Origin of the sequence: Streptomyces capoamus, from assembly GCF_014654935.1 — a bacterium.
GTDB lineage: Bacteria > Actinomycetota > Actinomycetes > Streptomycetales > Streptomycetaceae > Streptomyces > Streptomyces capoamus.
In genome coordinates, this window is the sequence record NZ_BNBF01000013.1 from 44,861 (window position 1) to 58,367 (window position 13,507).

At 73.5% G+C, this 13,507-nt stretch carries 13 protein-coding genes and 1 pseudogene; 8 read left to right on the plus strand and 6 right to left on the minus strand.

The genetic code is table 11. The features are described 5' to 3' along the window. A partial coding sequence (locus IE312_RS41105; protein ID WP_229900234.1) for a sensor histidine kinase occupies nucleotides 1-693 on the plus strand: 693 nt, incomplete at its 5' end. Here the strand turns inward: IE312_RS41105 and IE312_RS20945 are convergent. Then, the gene (locus IE312_RS20945) at nucleotides 690-1,688 is read right to left on the minus strand and encodes a TAXI family TRAP transporter solute-binding subunit (protein WP_189983889.1); all 999 of its coding nucleotides are present in this window, start codon (nucleotides 1,686-1,688) and stop codon (nucleotides 690-692) included. The two genes, IE312_RS41105 and IE312_RS20945, sit on opposite strands and share 4 nt — an antisense overlap. Before the next feature lie 129 nt (nucleotides 1,689-1,817). Between IE312_RS20945 and IE312_RS20950 the strand changes: the two genes are divergently transcribed. Then, nucleotides 1,818-2,225, plus strand: coding sequence for a pyrophosphohydrolase domain-containing protein (locus IE312_RS20950; RefSeq protein ID WP_189983890.1), 408 nt, complete (start codon nucleotides 1,818-1,820; stop codon nucleotides 2,223-2,225). A gap of 200 nt (nucleotides 2,226-2,425) precedes the next feature. Here the strand turns inward: IE312_RS20950 and IE312_RS20955 are convergent, their stop codons facing one another. From IE312_RS20955 to IE312_RS20965, 3 genes are all read right to left on the minus strand, one after another. Next, complete coding sequence (locus IE312_RS20955; protein WP_189983891.1) at nucleotides 2,426-3,853, minus strand: hypothetical protein; 1,428 nt, start codon at nucleotides 3,851-3,853, stop codon at nucleotides 2,426-2,428. 220 nt (nucleotides 3,854-4,073) lie between these two features. Further along, nucleotides 4,074-4,517 carry a MarR family winged helix-turn-helix transcriptional regulator gene (locus IE312_RS20960; RefSeq protein WP_189983892.1) on the minus strand — a complete coding sequence of 148 codons (444 nt, stop codon included), beginning with the start codon at nucleotides 4,515-4,517 and terminating at the stop codon, nucleotides 4,074-4,076. Nucleotides 4,518-4,587: 70 nt separating this feature from the next. Continuing rightward, on the minus strand, nucleotides 4,588-4,947 hold the full coding sequence (locus IE312_RS20965; protein WP_189983893.1) for a DUF6204 family protein: 360 nt from the start codon (nucleotides 4,945-4,947) through the stop codon (nucleotides 4,588-4,590). Nucleotides 4,948-5,039: 92 nt separating this feature from the next. Between IE312_RS20965 and IE312_RS20970 the strand changes: the two genes are divergently transcribed. Both IE312_RS20970 and IE312_RS20975 read left to right on the plus strand, forming a co-directional pair. After that, nucleotides 5,040-5,636, plus strand: coding sequence for a DUF1697 domain-containing protein (locus IE312_RS20970; protein ID WP_189983894.1), 597 nt, complete (start codon nucleotides 5,040-5,042; stop codon nucleotides 5,634-5,636). Nucleotides 5,637-5,936: 300 nt separating this feature from the next. After that, on the plus strand, nucleotides 5,937-6,773 hold the full coding sequence (locus tag IE312_RS20975; RefSeq protein ID WP_189983895.1) for an SDR family NAD(P)-dependent oxidoreductase: 837 nt from the start codon (nucleotides 5,937-5,939) through the stop codon (nucleotides 6,771-6,773). A 7-nt stretch (nucleotides 6,774-6,780) separates the two neighbouring features. On the opposite strand, the gene IE312_RS20980 is transcribed toward IE312_RS20975, so the two are convergent. Continuing rightward, a complete protein-coding gene (locus IE312_RS20980) occupies nucleotides 6,781-7,938 on the minus strand; it encodes an MAB_1171c family putative transporter (protein WP_189983896.1) in 1,158 nt (385 codons plus the stop codon). After that, nucleotides 7,931-8,452, minus strand: a complete 522-nt coding sequence (locus IE312_RS20985; protein ID WP_189983897.1) for a regulator component — start codon at nucleotides 8,450-8,452, stop codon at nucleotides 7,931-7,933. The genes IE312_RS20980 and IE312_RS20985 overlap by 8 nt, the downstream gene beginning before the upstream one ends. Nucleotides 8,453-8,801: 349 nt before the next feature. Between IE312_RS20985 and IE312_RS20990 the strand changes: the two are divergent. The 4 genes and pseudogenes from IE312_RS20990 to IE312_RS41110 form a co-directional block, all read left to right on the plus strand. Further along, a pseudogene (locus tag IE312_RS20990) lies at nucleotides 8,802-10,817 on the plus strand (diguanylate cyclase domain-containing protein); the annotation flags it as partial. 113 nt (nucleotides 10,818-10,930) lie between these two features. Then, entirely contained in the window at nucleotides 10,931-11,449 is a 519-nt protein-coding gene (locus tag IE312_RS20995; RefSeq protein WP_189983898.1) for a hypothetical protein, read from the plus strand. Nucleotides 11,450-11,529: 80 nt separating this feature from the next. After that, a complete protein-coding gene (gene miaB, locus IE312_RS21000; protein ID WP_189983899.1) occupies nucleotides 11,530-13,056 on the plus strand; it encodes a tRNA (N6-isopentenyl adenosine(37)-C2)-methylthiotransferase MiaB in 1,527 nt (508 codons plus the stop codon). 156 nt (nucleotides 13,057-13,212) lie between these two features. Then, the coding region (locus IE312_RS41110; protein ID WP_502266979.1) for a class III extradiol ring-cleavage dioxygenase family protein at nucleotides 13,213-13,507 on the plus strand (295 nt) is incomplete at its 3' end.

Sequence of the window (13,507 nt, forward strand, 5' to 3'; positions counted from 1 at the left end):
GCCTCGCACCAGCTGCGCAACCCGCTCGCGGCGCTGCTGCTGCGCATCGAACTGCTCGCCCTCGAACTCCCGGAGGGCAACGAGGAGATCGCCTCGGTCCGTACCGAGGGCAAGCGCCTCGCGCAGGTCCTGGACGACCTGCTCGACCTGGCGCTGGCCGAGCACGCCGAGGCCGACCTCCGGCTGACCGACATCGGCGCACTGGCCGAGGAGCGGGTGGCCGCGTGGGCACCGGCCGCCCGCGCCAAGGACGTGCGGCTGACCGGCGACTGTCCGCCCACCACGGCCTGGGCCGACCCGATCGCCCTGTCCAGCGCCCTGGACGCGGTGATCGACAACGCCGTGAAGTTCACCCCCGGTGGCGGCACGGTGGAGATCGCGGTCCGCGTCGAGGGCGAGACCACCACGGTCGTCGTCACGGACACCGGCCCCGGCCTCACCGACGAGGAACTCACGCGCGTGGGCGACCGTTTCTGGCGCAGCGGCCGGCACCAGAACGTGAACGGCTCGGGCCTGGGTCTGTCCATCACCCGCGCCCTGCTCGCGGCGGGCGGCGGCACGATGGAGTACGCCCACCACGAGCCGCGGGGCCTCCGGGTGACGGTGCGGGTACCGCGGCACGCGGAGAGCGCCGGCGACACCGGGGGCGCTCTCCGCGGGCCTGGCCGGACTGATCCGGAAGGCACCCTCTAGGGCTTCACCGACCGGTAGTAGCGCCGGGCGCCCTCCTGGAGGGGGAGCGGGTCGGTGTAGATGGCGGTGCGCAGGTCGACCAGTTGTGCGGAGTGGACGTGGGCGCCGATGTCGTCGCGGCTCTTGATCACCGTGCGGGTCACCCACTCGGTCAGCCGGGGATCGACGTCCGTACGGGTCATCAGCACGTTGGACACCGCGATCGTCGGCACCGGGACGCCCTGCTGGACGTCCGGGTAGGCCGACTCGGGGATGTTGGTGGCCCGGTAGTAGCGCGCGCCCCCGCCCTGGTCGTGCAGCTTGGTGACGAGGCTTTCGTCGATCGGCACGAACCGGAAGTCCCGCTTCTGCGCCAGCGCGACCAGCCCCTTCGTGGGCAGCCCGCCGGACCAGAAGAACGCGTCGATCTTCCCCTCCCGCAGCCGCGCCGGCCCGGTGTCGATGCCGTCGGCCACCGGTGTGACGTCCTTGCGCGGGTCGATGCCGGCGGCCCGCAGCACCCGGTCGGCGATCAGCCGGACCCCGGAGTCGGGCAGCCCGGTCGACACCCGCTTGTGCCGCAGGTCGGCGACGGTCCGGATGTCCGAGTCGCTGGGTACGAGGAGGTGCACGTAGTCGTCGTACAGGCGGGCCACACCGCGCAGCCGTCCGGCGCCGCTGCCGTTGCGCAGCTCGTACGTCGCCACGGCGTCCGCCGCCGCGATGGTGAAGTCGGCCCGCCCGGTCGCCACCCGCTGGACGTTCTCCTGCGAACCGGCGCTGTCGAGCAGCTTCACCTTCAGGCCCGGCATGTCCCTGCCCAGTTCGGCACGGAGCCGCTCGCCGTACTCCTGGTAGACGCCGCGGGGGCTTCCGGTGCTGAACACGATCGTCCCGCTCGGCGGCTCTTGGCCCAGGGGCAGCAGCCACCACAGCAGCAGCCCGAGGGCCACGGCACCGACGGCCGCGCCCTGCAGCGCTCGGCGCCTGCCGAGCCGGGGGATCACCTTGGACATGCGGGCGATCCTGCCAGGCGACGCGCGCCACTGACCAGGGGCGGTGGCCCTGCGGGGGAGGGGCGAAGCGGACGCCGAGGGTCCGCTCGGGGCGGGGGCGTTGTCGGTGGCGGCCGTTAGAGTCGCCGTATGAGCTCTTCGCCCGCCCGCCTCGTCCGGGAGTTCCACAGTGCCTTCGGCCTCGACGTCCGCGGCACGCCGACCGAGGTGGACCCGGAACTGGCCGCCCACCGGGGCGAACTGCTCGCCGAGGAGGCCGCGGAGGTCGCTGAGGTCGCGGTGGAGGGACCGCTGGACCGGCTCGCGCACGAACTGGCCGACGTCGTGTACGTCGCCTACGGCACGGCCTTGGTGCACGGCATCGACCTCGACGAGGTGATCGCCGAGGTCCACCGCGCCAACATGAGCAAGCGCGGCCCGGACGGGAAGGTGACCCGCCGGGCCGACGGCAAGGTGCTGAAGGGGGAGCACTACCGGGCGCCGGACGTCTCGGCCGTACTGCGCCGCCAGGGCTGGATACCGGACGGGGCGGCCTGACGCCCTCGCTCGGGAGGACGCGCCTGACGCCCTCGCTCGGGAGGACGCGGTCCGGCGCCTCCGCCCGGGAGGCTGGGGCCGGCTCCGCCCAGGGGACGCGGCCTGGCGCCTTCGCTCAGTAAGGACGCGGCCTGGCGCCTCCGCCCGGGAGGCTGCGGCCCGGCGCCTCCGCTTCGGAGGACGCCGCCCGGCGCCCCCGCCTAGGAGGACAGGGAACCGCCCGCCAGCTTCCACTCGTGGTGCAGCGCGCCCAGCGGGACGCTTCGCCGGACGACGGGGGTGCCGAAGACGGACAACTGGATCCGCAGGGTCCCCGACAGGTCCACACCGCCGTAGACGCCCCAGGTGCCCGTCGCCTCCGGTGTGCTTCCGTCGGAGGACGCGGTGAGTGCGCCGGCGGCCTCGCCGCGCAGGTACGGGGCCAGGTCGGCGGTGACGCCGACGGTGCCGTAGAGGCCCACCGCCGCCTCGGCGCCGAGCGCCGTCTTCACGCTGCCGGCGGTGGTGACGGAGGCGTGTACGGGGGTGCCGGCCATGTGCGAGGAACTGACCGGCGTCCACCCCCGGGCCGGGCCGAAGGTGCCGCCGGCCTTGAAGTCGCCCTTCAGGCTCTGCTCGACGTCGACGGTGGCGCGGCCGTCGGCGCTGATCTGGAGGTAGCAGGTCAGGTCGAGGTTGACGACGACGGGCACCGGGCCGACCTGCAGGACGGGGTCGGCGTGCAGCTTGGCGAACGGGATGCGCAGCGGGGTGCCGGTGCCCGCCGCGGCCCGGCCCTTGACCGACCAGCCGGACGCCCAGTCGCCGGACACGCCGAGGTAGGCCGAGCCGGGCGGGGCGTCGCCGCGGGTGCCGCCGTAGGCGAAGTCGACCTGCGGGGCGACCTGGACGAAGCCGTGCACCGAGGCGGTGGCCGACGCGGCGGCGTCCCCGGCCGCGGGCACCTCGGCGCCGACGTCCAGCCGGAGGCTGCCCAGCGGTACGGTCGCGCCCTTGGGGCCGGCGTGTGCGTCACCGGTCTTCGACCAGGACACCTTCACGTCGGGCAGCAGCTTGTCGACGGTGAAGGACGCCGGGTCGACCGGCACGTCCCCCTTCGCCGTCGCGTCACCGAGCAGGGCGTTGAGCGTGGCCGGCTCGGTCTGCACCTCGGTGCCGCCGTCGGTCTCGCCGATCACTTTGGTGACCTTGGCGAGCAGTCCGCGCGGCGCCCCGGGCGCGGGCGCGCTGGCGATCACGTCGCCCACGGCGGTCCGGTGCGGTGCGGCGGAGGCGGAGGACGTGGCGGACGGCGCGGGCGAGTGCGGTGCGCTTCCGTCGGGACGGCCGGAGATGACGGCCCGTCGGGTGCGGCCGTCGTACGAGCTGACGGTGAGCGTCGTCCGGTGCGCTCGCGGCCCGGAGCCGTGCGGGGCCGCCGTGGCGGTCGCGGCGGCGGTGGGAGCGGCAGCGGGGGCCACGGTGAGCGAGTGGCCGGTGTTCCCGGCGACGGGCTCGGTGGTCCCGATCCGCTGTCCCTCTCCGGCGGCCGGCAGTCGCGCGGCCTGCGGTGCGGGCGAGGAGCAGGCCGCCGCGAGGAACAATGAGGTCACGGCGAGGGCGGGCAGCAGGGCACGTCTGTGCCTCATGCGTCTGCGCAAGGTGGGTCCTGTCTGGGGTGGGGGGTGGCAGAGAGGTACCGCGCTGTCCTACTCGTGGGTAGAACCGGTCGGTAACTCGGTGACGCGCATGAGCATGCCACCCCCGCGCACGGATCGCGCACGGATCGCGCACGGATCGCGCACGATCCGGCCACCGCCCAACGTGACCTGCGCCACGGGGAGTTGTCGTGTCGGCCGGGGAACGGGATCAGCGCCCCGACAGCCCCGTACCGCCGAGGCGGGTCAGCAGATCCGCGAGGCCGGCGATGTCCGTCGCCGGCCACGCGGGTCCGGTGAAGATCTCCGCCGCGGTCTCCTCCGCCGTGACCAGCATCCGGGTCAGCCGTCGCCGTCCCGTCGCGGTCAGCGCCGCGTACGCCACGCGCGCGTCCCGGGCGTCCGGTTCGCGGGTCACCAGTCCGATCCGCTCCAGCGGAGCCAGCCCGCGCGTGACCCCGGAGGCGGTGAGCCCCAGCGCCTCGGCGAGATCGACCCGGCGCATCCGGCCGCCGGGTGCCTGTCCGAGCCGGAGCAGCAGGGTGAAGTCGGCGAGACTGACTCCGTGCAGGCCGCTCAGCCGGGCGTCGAAGCGCCGGACGAGCGCCGTCTGCGCCCGCACCAGCCGCAGTGCCGTGTCCAGGGCGTCACTCACCCGCCCCGCCTCCTTCCCTTCCTCGGTGATCCTTGCTGGATTCTTGACTACTCAAGTTTATGGGCGATGTTCATGCGCCGGCACTGCGGGCGGCCCGGCGCCGGCGCTTGCCCAGGGGCGCCTGGGAGAGGTCCTCGGCGTTGGTCCGCAGGTGCTTGAAGCCGTAGCCGCGCCCGGTGAGCCAGGCCCGCGCCGTCTCCTCGGCCTGCTCGGTCGCCTCCAGGATGTCCTCCTCCTTCTCGCCCGTCGCGGAGAAGCGGAAGACGAAGGCGGGCCGGGCGGCGATGTCGTAGGTGAGGCTGCCCTCGGGGGTGAAGGCCGCGCGCAGCAGGTCGTGTTCGGCGGCGTCGGCCAGCAGGGTGGCGCGCTGGGCGTCGGTGAGGGCGTCGAAGGCGCCGCGGACGGTGATGCGGAAGGTTCGCGTACTCATTGCGCGACCTTAGGCACAGCGGGGGCGCCCGCTCCACCGGGTTTCCGCACCGGGCGAGTGGCCGGTGCGCGACGGTGTGGGAATGTGATGCCATGACGACGTACATCGCGCTGCTGCGCGGGGTCAACGTCGGCGGCAGCGCCAGGATCGCCATGCAGGACCTGCGTGCCCTGTTCACCGACATGGGGTACGACGACGTCCGGACGTACCTGCAGAGCGGGAACGTCGTGTTCCGCGCCCCCGCCGGAGCCCCCGGTGCGCGGCCCCCGGCCACCGACCCCGCTGCGGCCCCTGGCGCGCGGCCCCCCGCCGGTCTCGCCGCCGGCATCGAGGAGCGGATCGCCGACGGCCTCGGCGTGTCCTGCACGGTCCTGCTGCGCACCGCTGAGTCGCTGACCCGCACCCTCGCCGCGAACCCGTACCTCCACCGGGCGGACGACCCGGCGAAGCTGCACGTCACCTTCCTCGCCCGGGAGCCGGCCGCCGAGCAGGCCGCCCGCCTGGAGGTGCCGGCCGGGGAGACGGCCGTGTTCACGCTGGTCGGCGACGAGGTCCACCTGCACGTCCCCGACGGCTACGGCAGAACCAAACTGAACAACGCCTTCATCGAGCGCCGGCTCGGCATGCGGGCGACCACCCGCAACTGGAAGACGGTCACCGCCCTGCACCGACTGGCCGCCGGCGGCTGAGCGGGGAGCCGTCGCGCATGACGGCGAAGTCCGGCCATCCCGACCGTCATAGCGCCGCGGGGCCCGGCCGGAGCCCGCGTCGGCGGCGGCGAGCGGCTCGGGCAACAGCGGGCGCACGAGCCACGACATCACGCGCGTGGGGCCGCCGTCCCGTGGGCGCCGCCCGTGATCCGACGCGGCGGGCGGCCCCGGCCGGCGCTGGCCGGAAGTCGTCTCCAGTGGATCAACGGGCCCTAAGCTCGAAGACGCCTGGCGTGACCAGGCGCTGTCGGCGAGGTCGGGGAAGGGACCGGAACTGCGGTGGAGGACAAGCGCGTTGTCGTCGTGACGGGCGGGGGTTCGGGCATCGGGCAGGCCACGGCCCGGCTGCTGGCGGAGGCGGGTCACCACGTGGTCGTCTCCGGCCGGCGGACCGAACCCCTGGAGCGCCTCGCGCAGGAGACGGGCGCGCTGGCGCACCCGTCCGACGTCGGGGACCCCGACGCGGCCGAGGGGCTCGTCCAGGCCGCCCTGGCCGCCTACGGACGGCTCGACGGACTGGTGCTGAACGCCGGCATCGGACGCGGCGGAGCCGTCGGCGACATGTCGCTGCGGGACTGGGACGAGGTCATGCGCACCAACGTGACCGGCCCGCTGCTTCTGCTCCGCGCCGCCGTCCCGCACCTCCTGGAGTCCAAGGGCTCCGTGGTCGCCGTCGCCTCGGTGTCCGCACTGCGCAACGGCACGAGCAACGCGCCCTACGCCACCTCCAAGGCTGCCCTGCTCCAGTTGTGCCGCTCCGTCGCCGTCGACTACGGGCGGCAGGGCGTGCGGGCCAACATCGTGTGTCCCGGCTGGGTGCGCACCGAGATGGCCGACCGGCGCATGGCGCGCTTCGCCGAGGAGGCGCAGCTGCCCGGCGGAAGCACGGAAGCCGCCTACGAGGAGGCGACCCGCCTGCTGCCCCAGGGCCGCCCCGGCGAGCCGCGCGAGATCGCCGAGGCGATCAGCTGGCTGCTGTCCCCGGCGGCGTCGTACGTCAACGGCGCCGTGCTCACCGTCGACGGCGGAGCCACCGCGCTCGACCCCGGGACCCTCGCCTTCGACTACCGGATCGTGCCGCGCGGCGGCGAGAACGGCCCCGGCGCGCCCAGCTGACCGGGCCTCAGCGCAGCCGGGCCGACGAGGCCCGGTCCGGACCGGGCAGTACGCCGGTCATGGCGGGCCACATCCGGGCGATGCCCAGCAGCGTCTCGGTGCTGCCGTGCGTCACCCCGGGCAGCGGGTGCGGGTCGGACGGCGGTACCCCGGCGAGGACGGCCCGCCGGGCCTCGTCCACCGCACCGGCGAGCGCCGCCGACGCCAGCCGGTCCGTACGCACCCCCGCCTGCCGGGCGTGGCGGTGGGCCCGCTCGTAGGCGTCCGGCCGCACGTACTGCTGCAGGGTCAGCAGGGCGTCGTACGTCTCGATGGTCTGCCGGTGCGCCTGCAGGGCGGGTGGGTGGCGTGGCCGGAGCACCTCCAGCAACCGGGTCCGCCGCGGCCTGGCGAGGGCCACATGGGGCACCGCCGTCACCAGGTCGTGCCACAGCGGCCACAGCCGCCAGATGGTCCGCAGCGCCCCGGCGGACCGGGCGAGGGCGCTCGCGGTGGGGGCCAGCAGGGACGCCGCCCGCAGGAAGCCGTGCACGCCCATGATCACGGACAGGCAGGGCAGCAGCCGCGGGCCGGGGTCGTAGAGATGGAACAGGTAACCGGACCAGAAGACGAGCGCGAGCACGCTGCCCGCCGCGAACAGCCGCAGGGACCAGACGAGGTCGCGCTCCGTCGTGCGCAGGCTGTACGCCCAGCAGACCACGACGGCGACGGCGTCACCGGCCAGGTGGGAACCGATGAGGATGAGCCAGTAGGCCGACGACGCCGACGCGGGCCGCTGCGCGGACGCCGTCCCCCCGCTCGCCTGGTCCGCCTGGAGCAGGTCGAGGACGGGCAGGGCGACCAGGGCCGCCGTCATCGTGACCGCCACGTACAGACACAGCCGCGGAGTACGACGGGAGTCGGTCACGAACAGCAGGACCAGTCCCGCGCTCAGGACGCCGATCAGATTGCGGGCCAGGGACACCGAGTGGACGTCGATCCCGGCGGCCGCGAGCCGGCCGACGATCCAGGGCTGGAAGAGGGTGATGGCGGTGGTCGCGGCCAGCACCGTGAGCCAGAGCCCGCGCAACTGCGGCCGGCGCAGCGCGGACCGGGCCCGCCAGAGCAGGGCGAACCACAGGGCGAGGACGCTGGCGAGCCCGACCCGCGCCGCCAGCTCACTCACCGGCGTCCGCCGTCACCCCGAGGAACGCGCCGAGCCGCCCCAGGGGTCCGGCCACCCGGCCGGTCGTCCCGGCGCTCTGGATGAGGGTGGCGATCATCTCGGCTTCTTGTTCCTCTGTGTTCGTGTAGCTGGTCCTGGCCATCAGCCGGGCGACGAGGTGCGGCTGGAGGCCCGCCAGGAGGTCACCGGCCGGCTGTCCGCCCTCCTCCGTGAGGCTGCGGTGGTGGTCGCAGAGCACGTGGCCGATCTCGTGGAGGATGATGTGCTCGCGGTGCAGCGGGGCGGTCCGGGCCTCGTAGAAGACGTAGTCGGCGTTGGCCGTGCCGAGCCATAGACCGCAGGCTCCGGTGGCCGCGGCCTCCTCGGGCAGCTCCCTCAGGACGAGCGGACGGCCCCTGAGTTCCTCCACCCGCTCCCGGACGGCCTCCAGGGGGAGCGACCGCGGTATGCCCAGGTCGCGCAGAATCCCGGTGCATCGGCGCCGTAGCGCGGCGTACTCGCCCGTTCTCCTCACCTGCCGTGTCACCCCGTTCGGGCGAGAAAGCACTTCCCGCTCCAGCGGACAAGCCGTGGGTGACACCTAAGCAGGTCGCCCGCCCTCTTGCCCACGCCTGCCCGGTCTTTCGGTCGCCCTTTGGCGCAAAACGTCCGCCGGCGCGCGGGCCCTTGAACCGGCGGCGGTCACCCGGGACTGCTCGTTCCCTGGGACTGCTCGTTCCCTGGGACTGTTCGTCCCCGGGCGCCCACCACGCCGTAATCACCTGATCGGGTGATGAACCGGAGACGTCGTGCTGGGGACGTGACCCACCGCGTAGCGTCCGGACGGGAGCAACACGTGCCAGGAGGACCCGGGGGGAGGGGCTGTGAGCACTCGTCACCACGTCTCGCGGACGCGCCCGCCGGAATCCGGCAGCGGGCCGCCCCTGTCGCGTCCGCAGCGGTACGCGCCGCTCGTCCTGGCCCTCCTGTGCGCGGGGTACGCCGTCGGGTCCGCGCTCGGCTGGTGGTCCCCTCGAGGGGCCCTGATCATGCGCGACTTCGGACCGGGCGCCGCGGCCGGAGCCGCGGCCGTGTCCTGCCTCCTGGTCGCCCGCTCCCCGAAGCACCGCTCACGGCCCGCCTGGCTCCTCTTCGCACTCTCCTCGGTGATGGCGGCTCTCGGCCACCTGGTCCTCGGGTGGTACGAGGTCGTCCTGGAGCGGCCCGTGTCCGGCGCGGGCTACGCCGACCCGTTCTTCCTGTGCTTCGCGCCCCCCGCCCTCGTGGGCCTGCTGGTGTTCGTCGAGCGGCCGGTGACCAGAACGGGTTGGCTCCGCCTGGGACTGGACACCTGGCTGGTCGGCGGCTCGCTGCTCACCCTGGCGTGGAGCCTCGCCCTCGGCCGCGGGCCGAAGTCCGGCGGGCCGGGCGTGGCACGTACCGCCCTGTACCTGGCGTACCCGCTGCTGGACCTCGTGGTGGTCGGCATGGTGCTCGCGCTGCACTTCCGGCGCTCGGCGCTCCACCGCACCGCCGTGAGGACCGCACTCGGCGCGCTCGCTCTGACGGTGGTGTGCGACCTGCTGTTCACCTCGCCGCTGCTGCACGGCGGTCGCCAGTCCGGCCGGCTCCTGGACGCGGGCTGGTTCGCGGGCTCCCTGCTCCTCGCGTACGCCCCGTGGGCCGGGCACCGGGGCGGTCGGCCGGAGAGCGACGGCCGGACCAGCGCGCCGCACGCTCACTTCCCTGGCGGGCCCGGCCGGCATCCGGCCGCGGGACCGACGGCGAACTCGCTGGCGGCTCTCACGCCGTATCTCGCCGCAGCCGTCTGCACCCTGGGCATCCTCTACGACGTCCTCGACGGCCACAGCGTCGACCGAGTCGTGCTCGGCGCGGGCGGATCCGTCGTCCTCGCGCTCGTCGTGCGCCAGGGCCTCATGCTGCTGGACAACATCAGCCTGACCCAGGAGCTGGCGCAGAAGGAGAGTCACTTCCGCTCCCTGGTGCAGGGCTCCAGCGACATGATCATGATCGCCGCGCCCAACGGCATCCTGCGGTACGTCTCTCCGGCCGCGAGCGCCGTCCTCGGCCGCGAGGCCGACGAGCTGGTCGGTACCGAACTAGCCCTGCTCATCCACCCCGAGGACCTCGGGTCCGTCGTCCACGAGATACGCCGCTTCCTCGCCGCCGACCCCGGGGCGGAACCCACCACCCGCATCCAATGCCGCTTCCGCTCCGGCGACGGCGGCTGGCGCAACGTCGAGTCCACCGTCAACCGCCATTACGGCGGCCTGCTCCTCAACAGCCGGGACGTGACCGAAAGAGTGCGCCTGGGGGCCGAGCTGGAGCACCGCGCCGAGTTCGACCCGCTCACCGGCCTGGCCAACCGCGCCCTGTTCACCCGCCGCGTACAGCAGGCCGTGTCCGGCCGGCGCGACGACACCCGAGGCATCGCGGTGCTCTTCGTCGACCTCGACGACTTCAAGTCCGTCAACGATCGACTCGGCCACGTGGCGGGCGACGAACTGCTCGTCCGGGCCGCCCTTCGGCTCAAGCGCGTCCTGGGGAGCGAGGGCACGACCGCCCGCCTCGGAGGCGATGAGTTCGCGGCCCTCGTCGTGGACGACAGCGGCCGTGACCACGCGGCCCGCGAACAGCACCTCATGGAGCTTGCCCACCGGCTGAGAACCAGCCTCTCCCGGCCCTGCACCGTCGACGGCAGCGATATCACGGTCACCGCCTCCATCGGAGTCGCGTCGGCCGATCCGGAGATCACCGCCGGTGAGTTGCTGCGCAACGCCGACCTGGCCATGTACCGCGCCAAGTCCTGGGGCAAGGACCGGGTCATGCTGTACGCACCCCACATGCAGGACGAGACTCCAGCCGTCGCCAGAGCGGCCGGCGAGACACTGGAGCACACCCTCGCCCGGCTCCTCGTACGTCTCGGGCCGCCTCCCGAGCCGATCCAGCTCGAATACGCCCCGGCAGGCAACGGCGACGGAGGCGCCCGGCAGTGACCACGGAAGAAAACAGCAGTGCTCTGCCTCTCCCGCACGACGATCCCGTCGTCTCGGCGGGTCTCGACATCGCCATGAAATGGGGCGCCGCCCTGGGCGGCCCGGAGAAACTCAAGATCGCCTTCGAAGCGCTGGAGCCCCAGCTGAAACGGGAGCACCAGATCCGGCTCAGACAGCTGGACATGCAACGGGAGGCCACCGCACGCGCCGAGGAGAACGCCAGGGCCGCGGCGGACCGCATGGTGCGGCTGGAGCGGGAGAAGCGCCAGCACGCGCTCTGGATGACCGGCCTGTACCTGGGCTCCGTGATCAGCGTCGCCATGCTCGTCGCCGGCATCTACGCGGCCAGGGACTCCTGGTGGCTGTCGCTCGTCCTCTGCGGCCCCAGCCTGGTCGCCATGGGCAAGCTGTACGTACTGCGCCGCAACGACCCCGATGACATGAGGGCGGTGTCCACGGCCGCCAGGAGCGCGGCGAACGCGGCCCAGCAGGCACAGCCTCCGCCCGTCCCGTGACCGCCCTCACGCTCCGCGCAGGCGGCGCTACGCGGACAGGACGGCGGCAGCGGCCCCCGGGAACCGCCTACCCTTGAGGGATGACCAGCAGCAGCGACCGGAGCCCGGCAGTGGACGTTCCCGCCCCCAAGAGTTACGAAATCCGCACCTACGGGTGCCAGATGAACGTCCACGACTCCGAACGGTTGGCCGGGCTGCTCGAGCAGGCCGGATACGTGCGCGCCCCCGAGGGCTCGGACGGCGACGCCGACGTCGTCGTCTTCAACACCTGCGCGGTCCGGGAGAACGCCGACAACCGCCTCTACGGCAACCTGGGCCGGCTCGCCCCCAGGAAGGCCGGCCGCCCCGGCATGCAGATCGCGGTCGGCGGCTGCCTCGCGCAGAAGGACCGGGACACCATCGTCAAGAAGGCGCCCTGGGTGGACGTCGTCTTCGGCACGCACAACATCGGCCAGCTCCCCGTCCTGCTGGAACGCGCCCGCGTCCAGGAAGAGGCGCAGGTCGAGATCGCCGAGTCCCTGGAGGCCTTCCCCTCCACGCTGCCGACCCGGCGCGAGAGCGCGTACGCGGCCTGGGTGTCGATCTCCGTCGGCTGCAACAACACCTGCACCTTCTGCATCGTGCCGGCGCTGCGCGGCAAGGAGAAGGACCGTCGTCCCGGTGACATCCTCGCCGAGGTCGAGGCCCTGGTCGCCGAGGGCGTCTCCGAGATCACCCTGCTCGGCCAGAACGTCAACGCCTACGGTTCCGACATCGGCGACCGCGAGGCCTTCAGCAAGCTGCTGCGGGCCTGCGGGAACATCGAGGGCCTGGAGCGCGTCCGCTTCACCTCCCCGCACCCCCGGGACTTCACCGACGACGTCATCGCCGCCATGGCCGAGACGCCGAACGTGATGCCCCAGCTGCACATGCCGCTGCAGTCGGGCTCGGACACCGTCCTGAAGGCGATGCGCCGGTCGTACCGGCAGGAGCGCTACCTCGGGATCATCGAGAAGGTGCGCGCCGCCATCCCGCACGCCGCGATCACCACGGACATCATCGTGGGCTTCCCCGGCGAGACCGAGGAGGACTTCGAGCAGACCCTGCACGTCGTCCGCGAGGCCCGCTTCGCGCAGGCCTTCACCTTCCAGTACTCCAAGCGTCCCGGCACCCCCGCCGCGACCATGGACGACCAGATCCCCAAGGAGGTCGTCCAGGCGCGCTACGAGCGGCTGGTCGCCCTCCAGGAGGAGATCTCCTGGGAGGAGAACAAGAAGCAGGTCGGCCGCACGCTGGAGCTGATGGTCGCCGAGGGCGAGGGCCGCAAGGACGGCGCCACCCACCGCCTGTCCGGCCGCGCCCCCGACAACCGCCTCGTCCACTTCACCAAGCCGGAGCAGCAGGTGCGGCCCGGAGACGTGGTCACGGTCGAGGTGACGTACGCCGCCCCGCACCACCTCCTCGCCGAGGGCCCCGTCCTCGACGTGCGCCGCACGCGCGCGGGCGACGCCTGGGAGAAGCGCAACGCCGAGGCGGCCGCCAAGCCGGCCGGCGTCATGCTCGGCCTGCCGAAGATCGGCGTCCCGGCCCCCCTGCCGGCGGCGGCGAGCGCCTGCGGCTGCGACTGAGGTCCAGCGGTGATCGGCCTGGCGATGATCGGCTGGCCTGTGAGGGGCTCTGCGGTGAGGGGCTCTGCGGTGAGGGGCTCGACGGTGAGCGGTTTGGCGGACGTGCCGGTCGGGGAGTGAGCCGCGGCCCGGCCGCGGCGGGTTACCCTGCCGATCATGCTTGTCGCCGCCGCCGTATGCCCCTGTCCGCCCCTGCTCGTCCCCGAGGTCGCCGCCGGTGCCGCGCCGGAACTGGACGCCGCGCGCGCGGCGTGCACGGACGCGCTCGGCGTCCTCGCCGCCGCCCGCCCCGAGCTGCTGGTCGTCGTCGGCACCGCCGAGCAGGGCCGGAGCGGCGTGTTCCCGCAGGGCAGCCCAGGCAGTTTCCGTGGCTTCGGGGTCGACCTGGACGTCCGCCTGGGGCCCGCCGCCCACTCCGTCCCGGAGCGCGAGCTGCCGCCCTCGCTGGCCG

Coding starts and splice junctions, on each gene's coding strand:
- IE312_RS20965 (WP_189983893.1), bottom strand. CDS start 4,947: ATGAGTACGCGAACCTTCCGCATCACCGTCCGCGGCGCCTTCGACGCC.
- IE312_RS20950 (WP_189983890.1), top strand. CDS start 1,818: ATGAGCTCTTCGCCCGCCCGCCTCGTCCGGGAGTTCCACAGTGCCTTC.
- miaB (WP_189983899.1), top strand. CDS start 11,530: ATGACCAGCAGCAGCGACCGGAGCCCGGCAGTGGACGTTCCCGCCCCC.
- IE312_RS20955 (WP_189983891.1), bottom strand. CDS start 3,853: ATGAGGCACAGACGTGCCCTGCTGCCCGCCCTCGCCGTGACCTCATTG.
- IE312_RS20945 (WP_189983889.1), bottom strand. CDS start 1,688: ATGTCCAAGGTGATCCCCCGGCTCGGCAGGCGCCGAGCGCTGCAGGGC.
- IE312_RS20970 (WP_189983894.1), top strand. CDS start 5,040: ATGACGACGTACATCGCGCTGCTGCGCGGGGTCAACGTCGGCGGCAGC.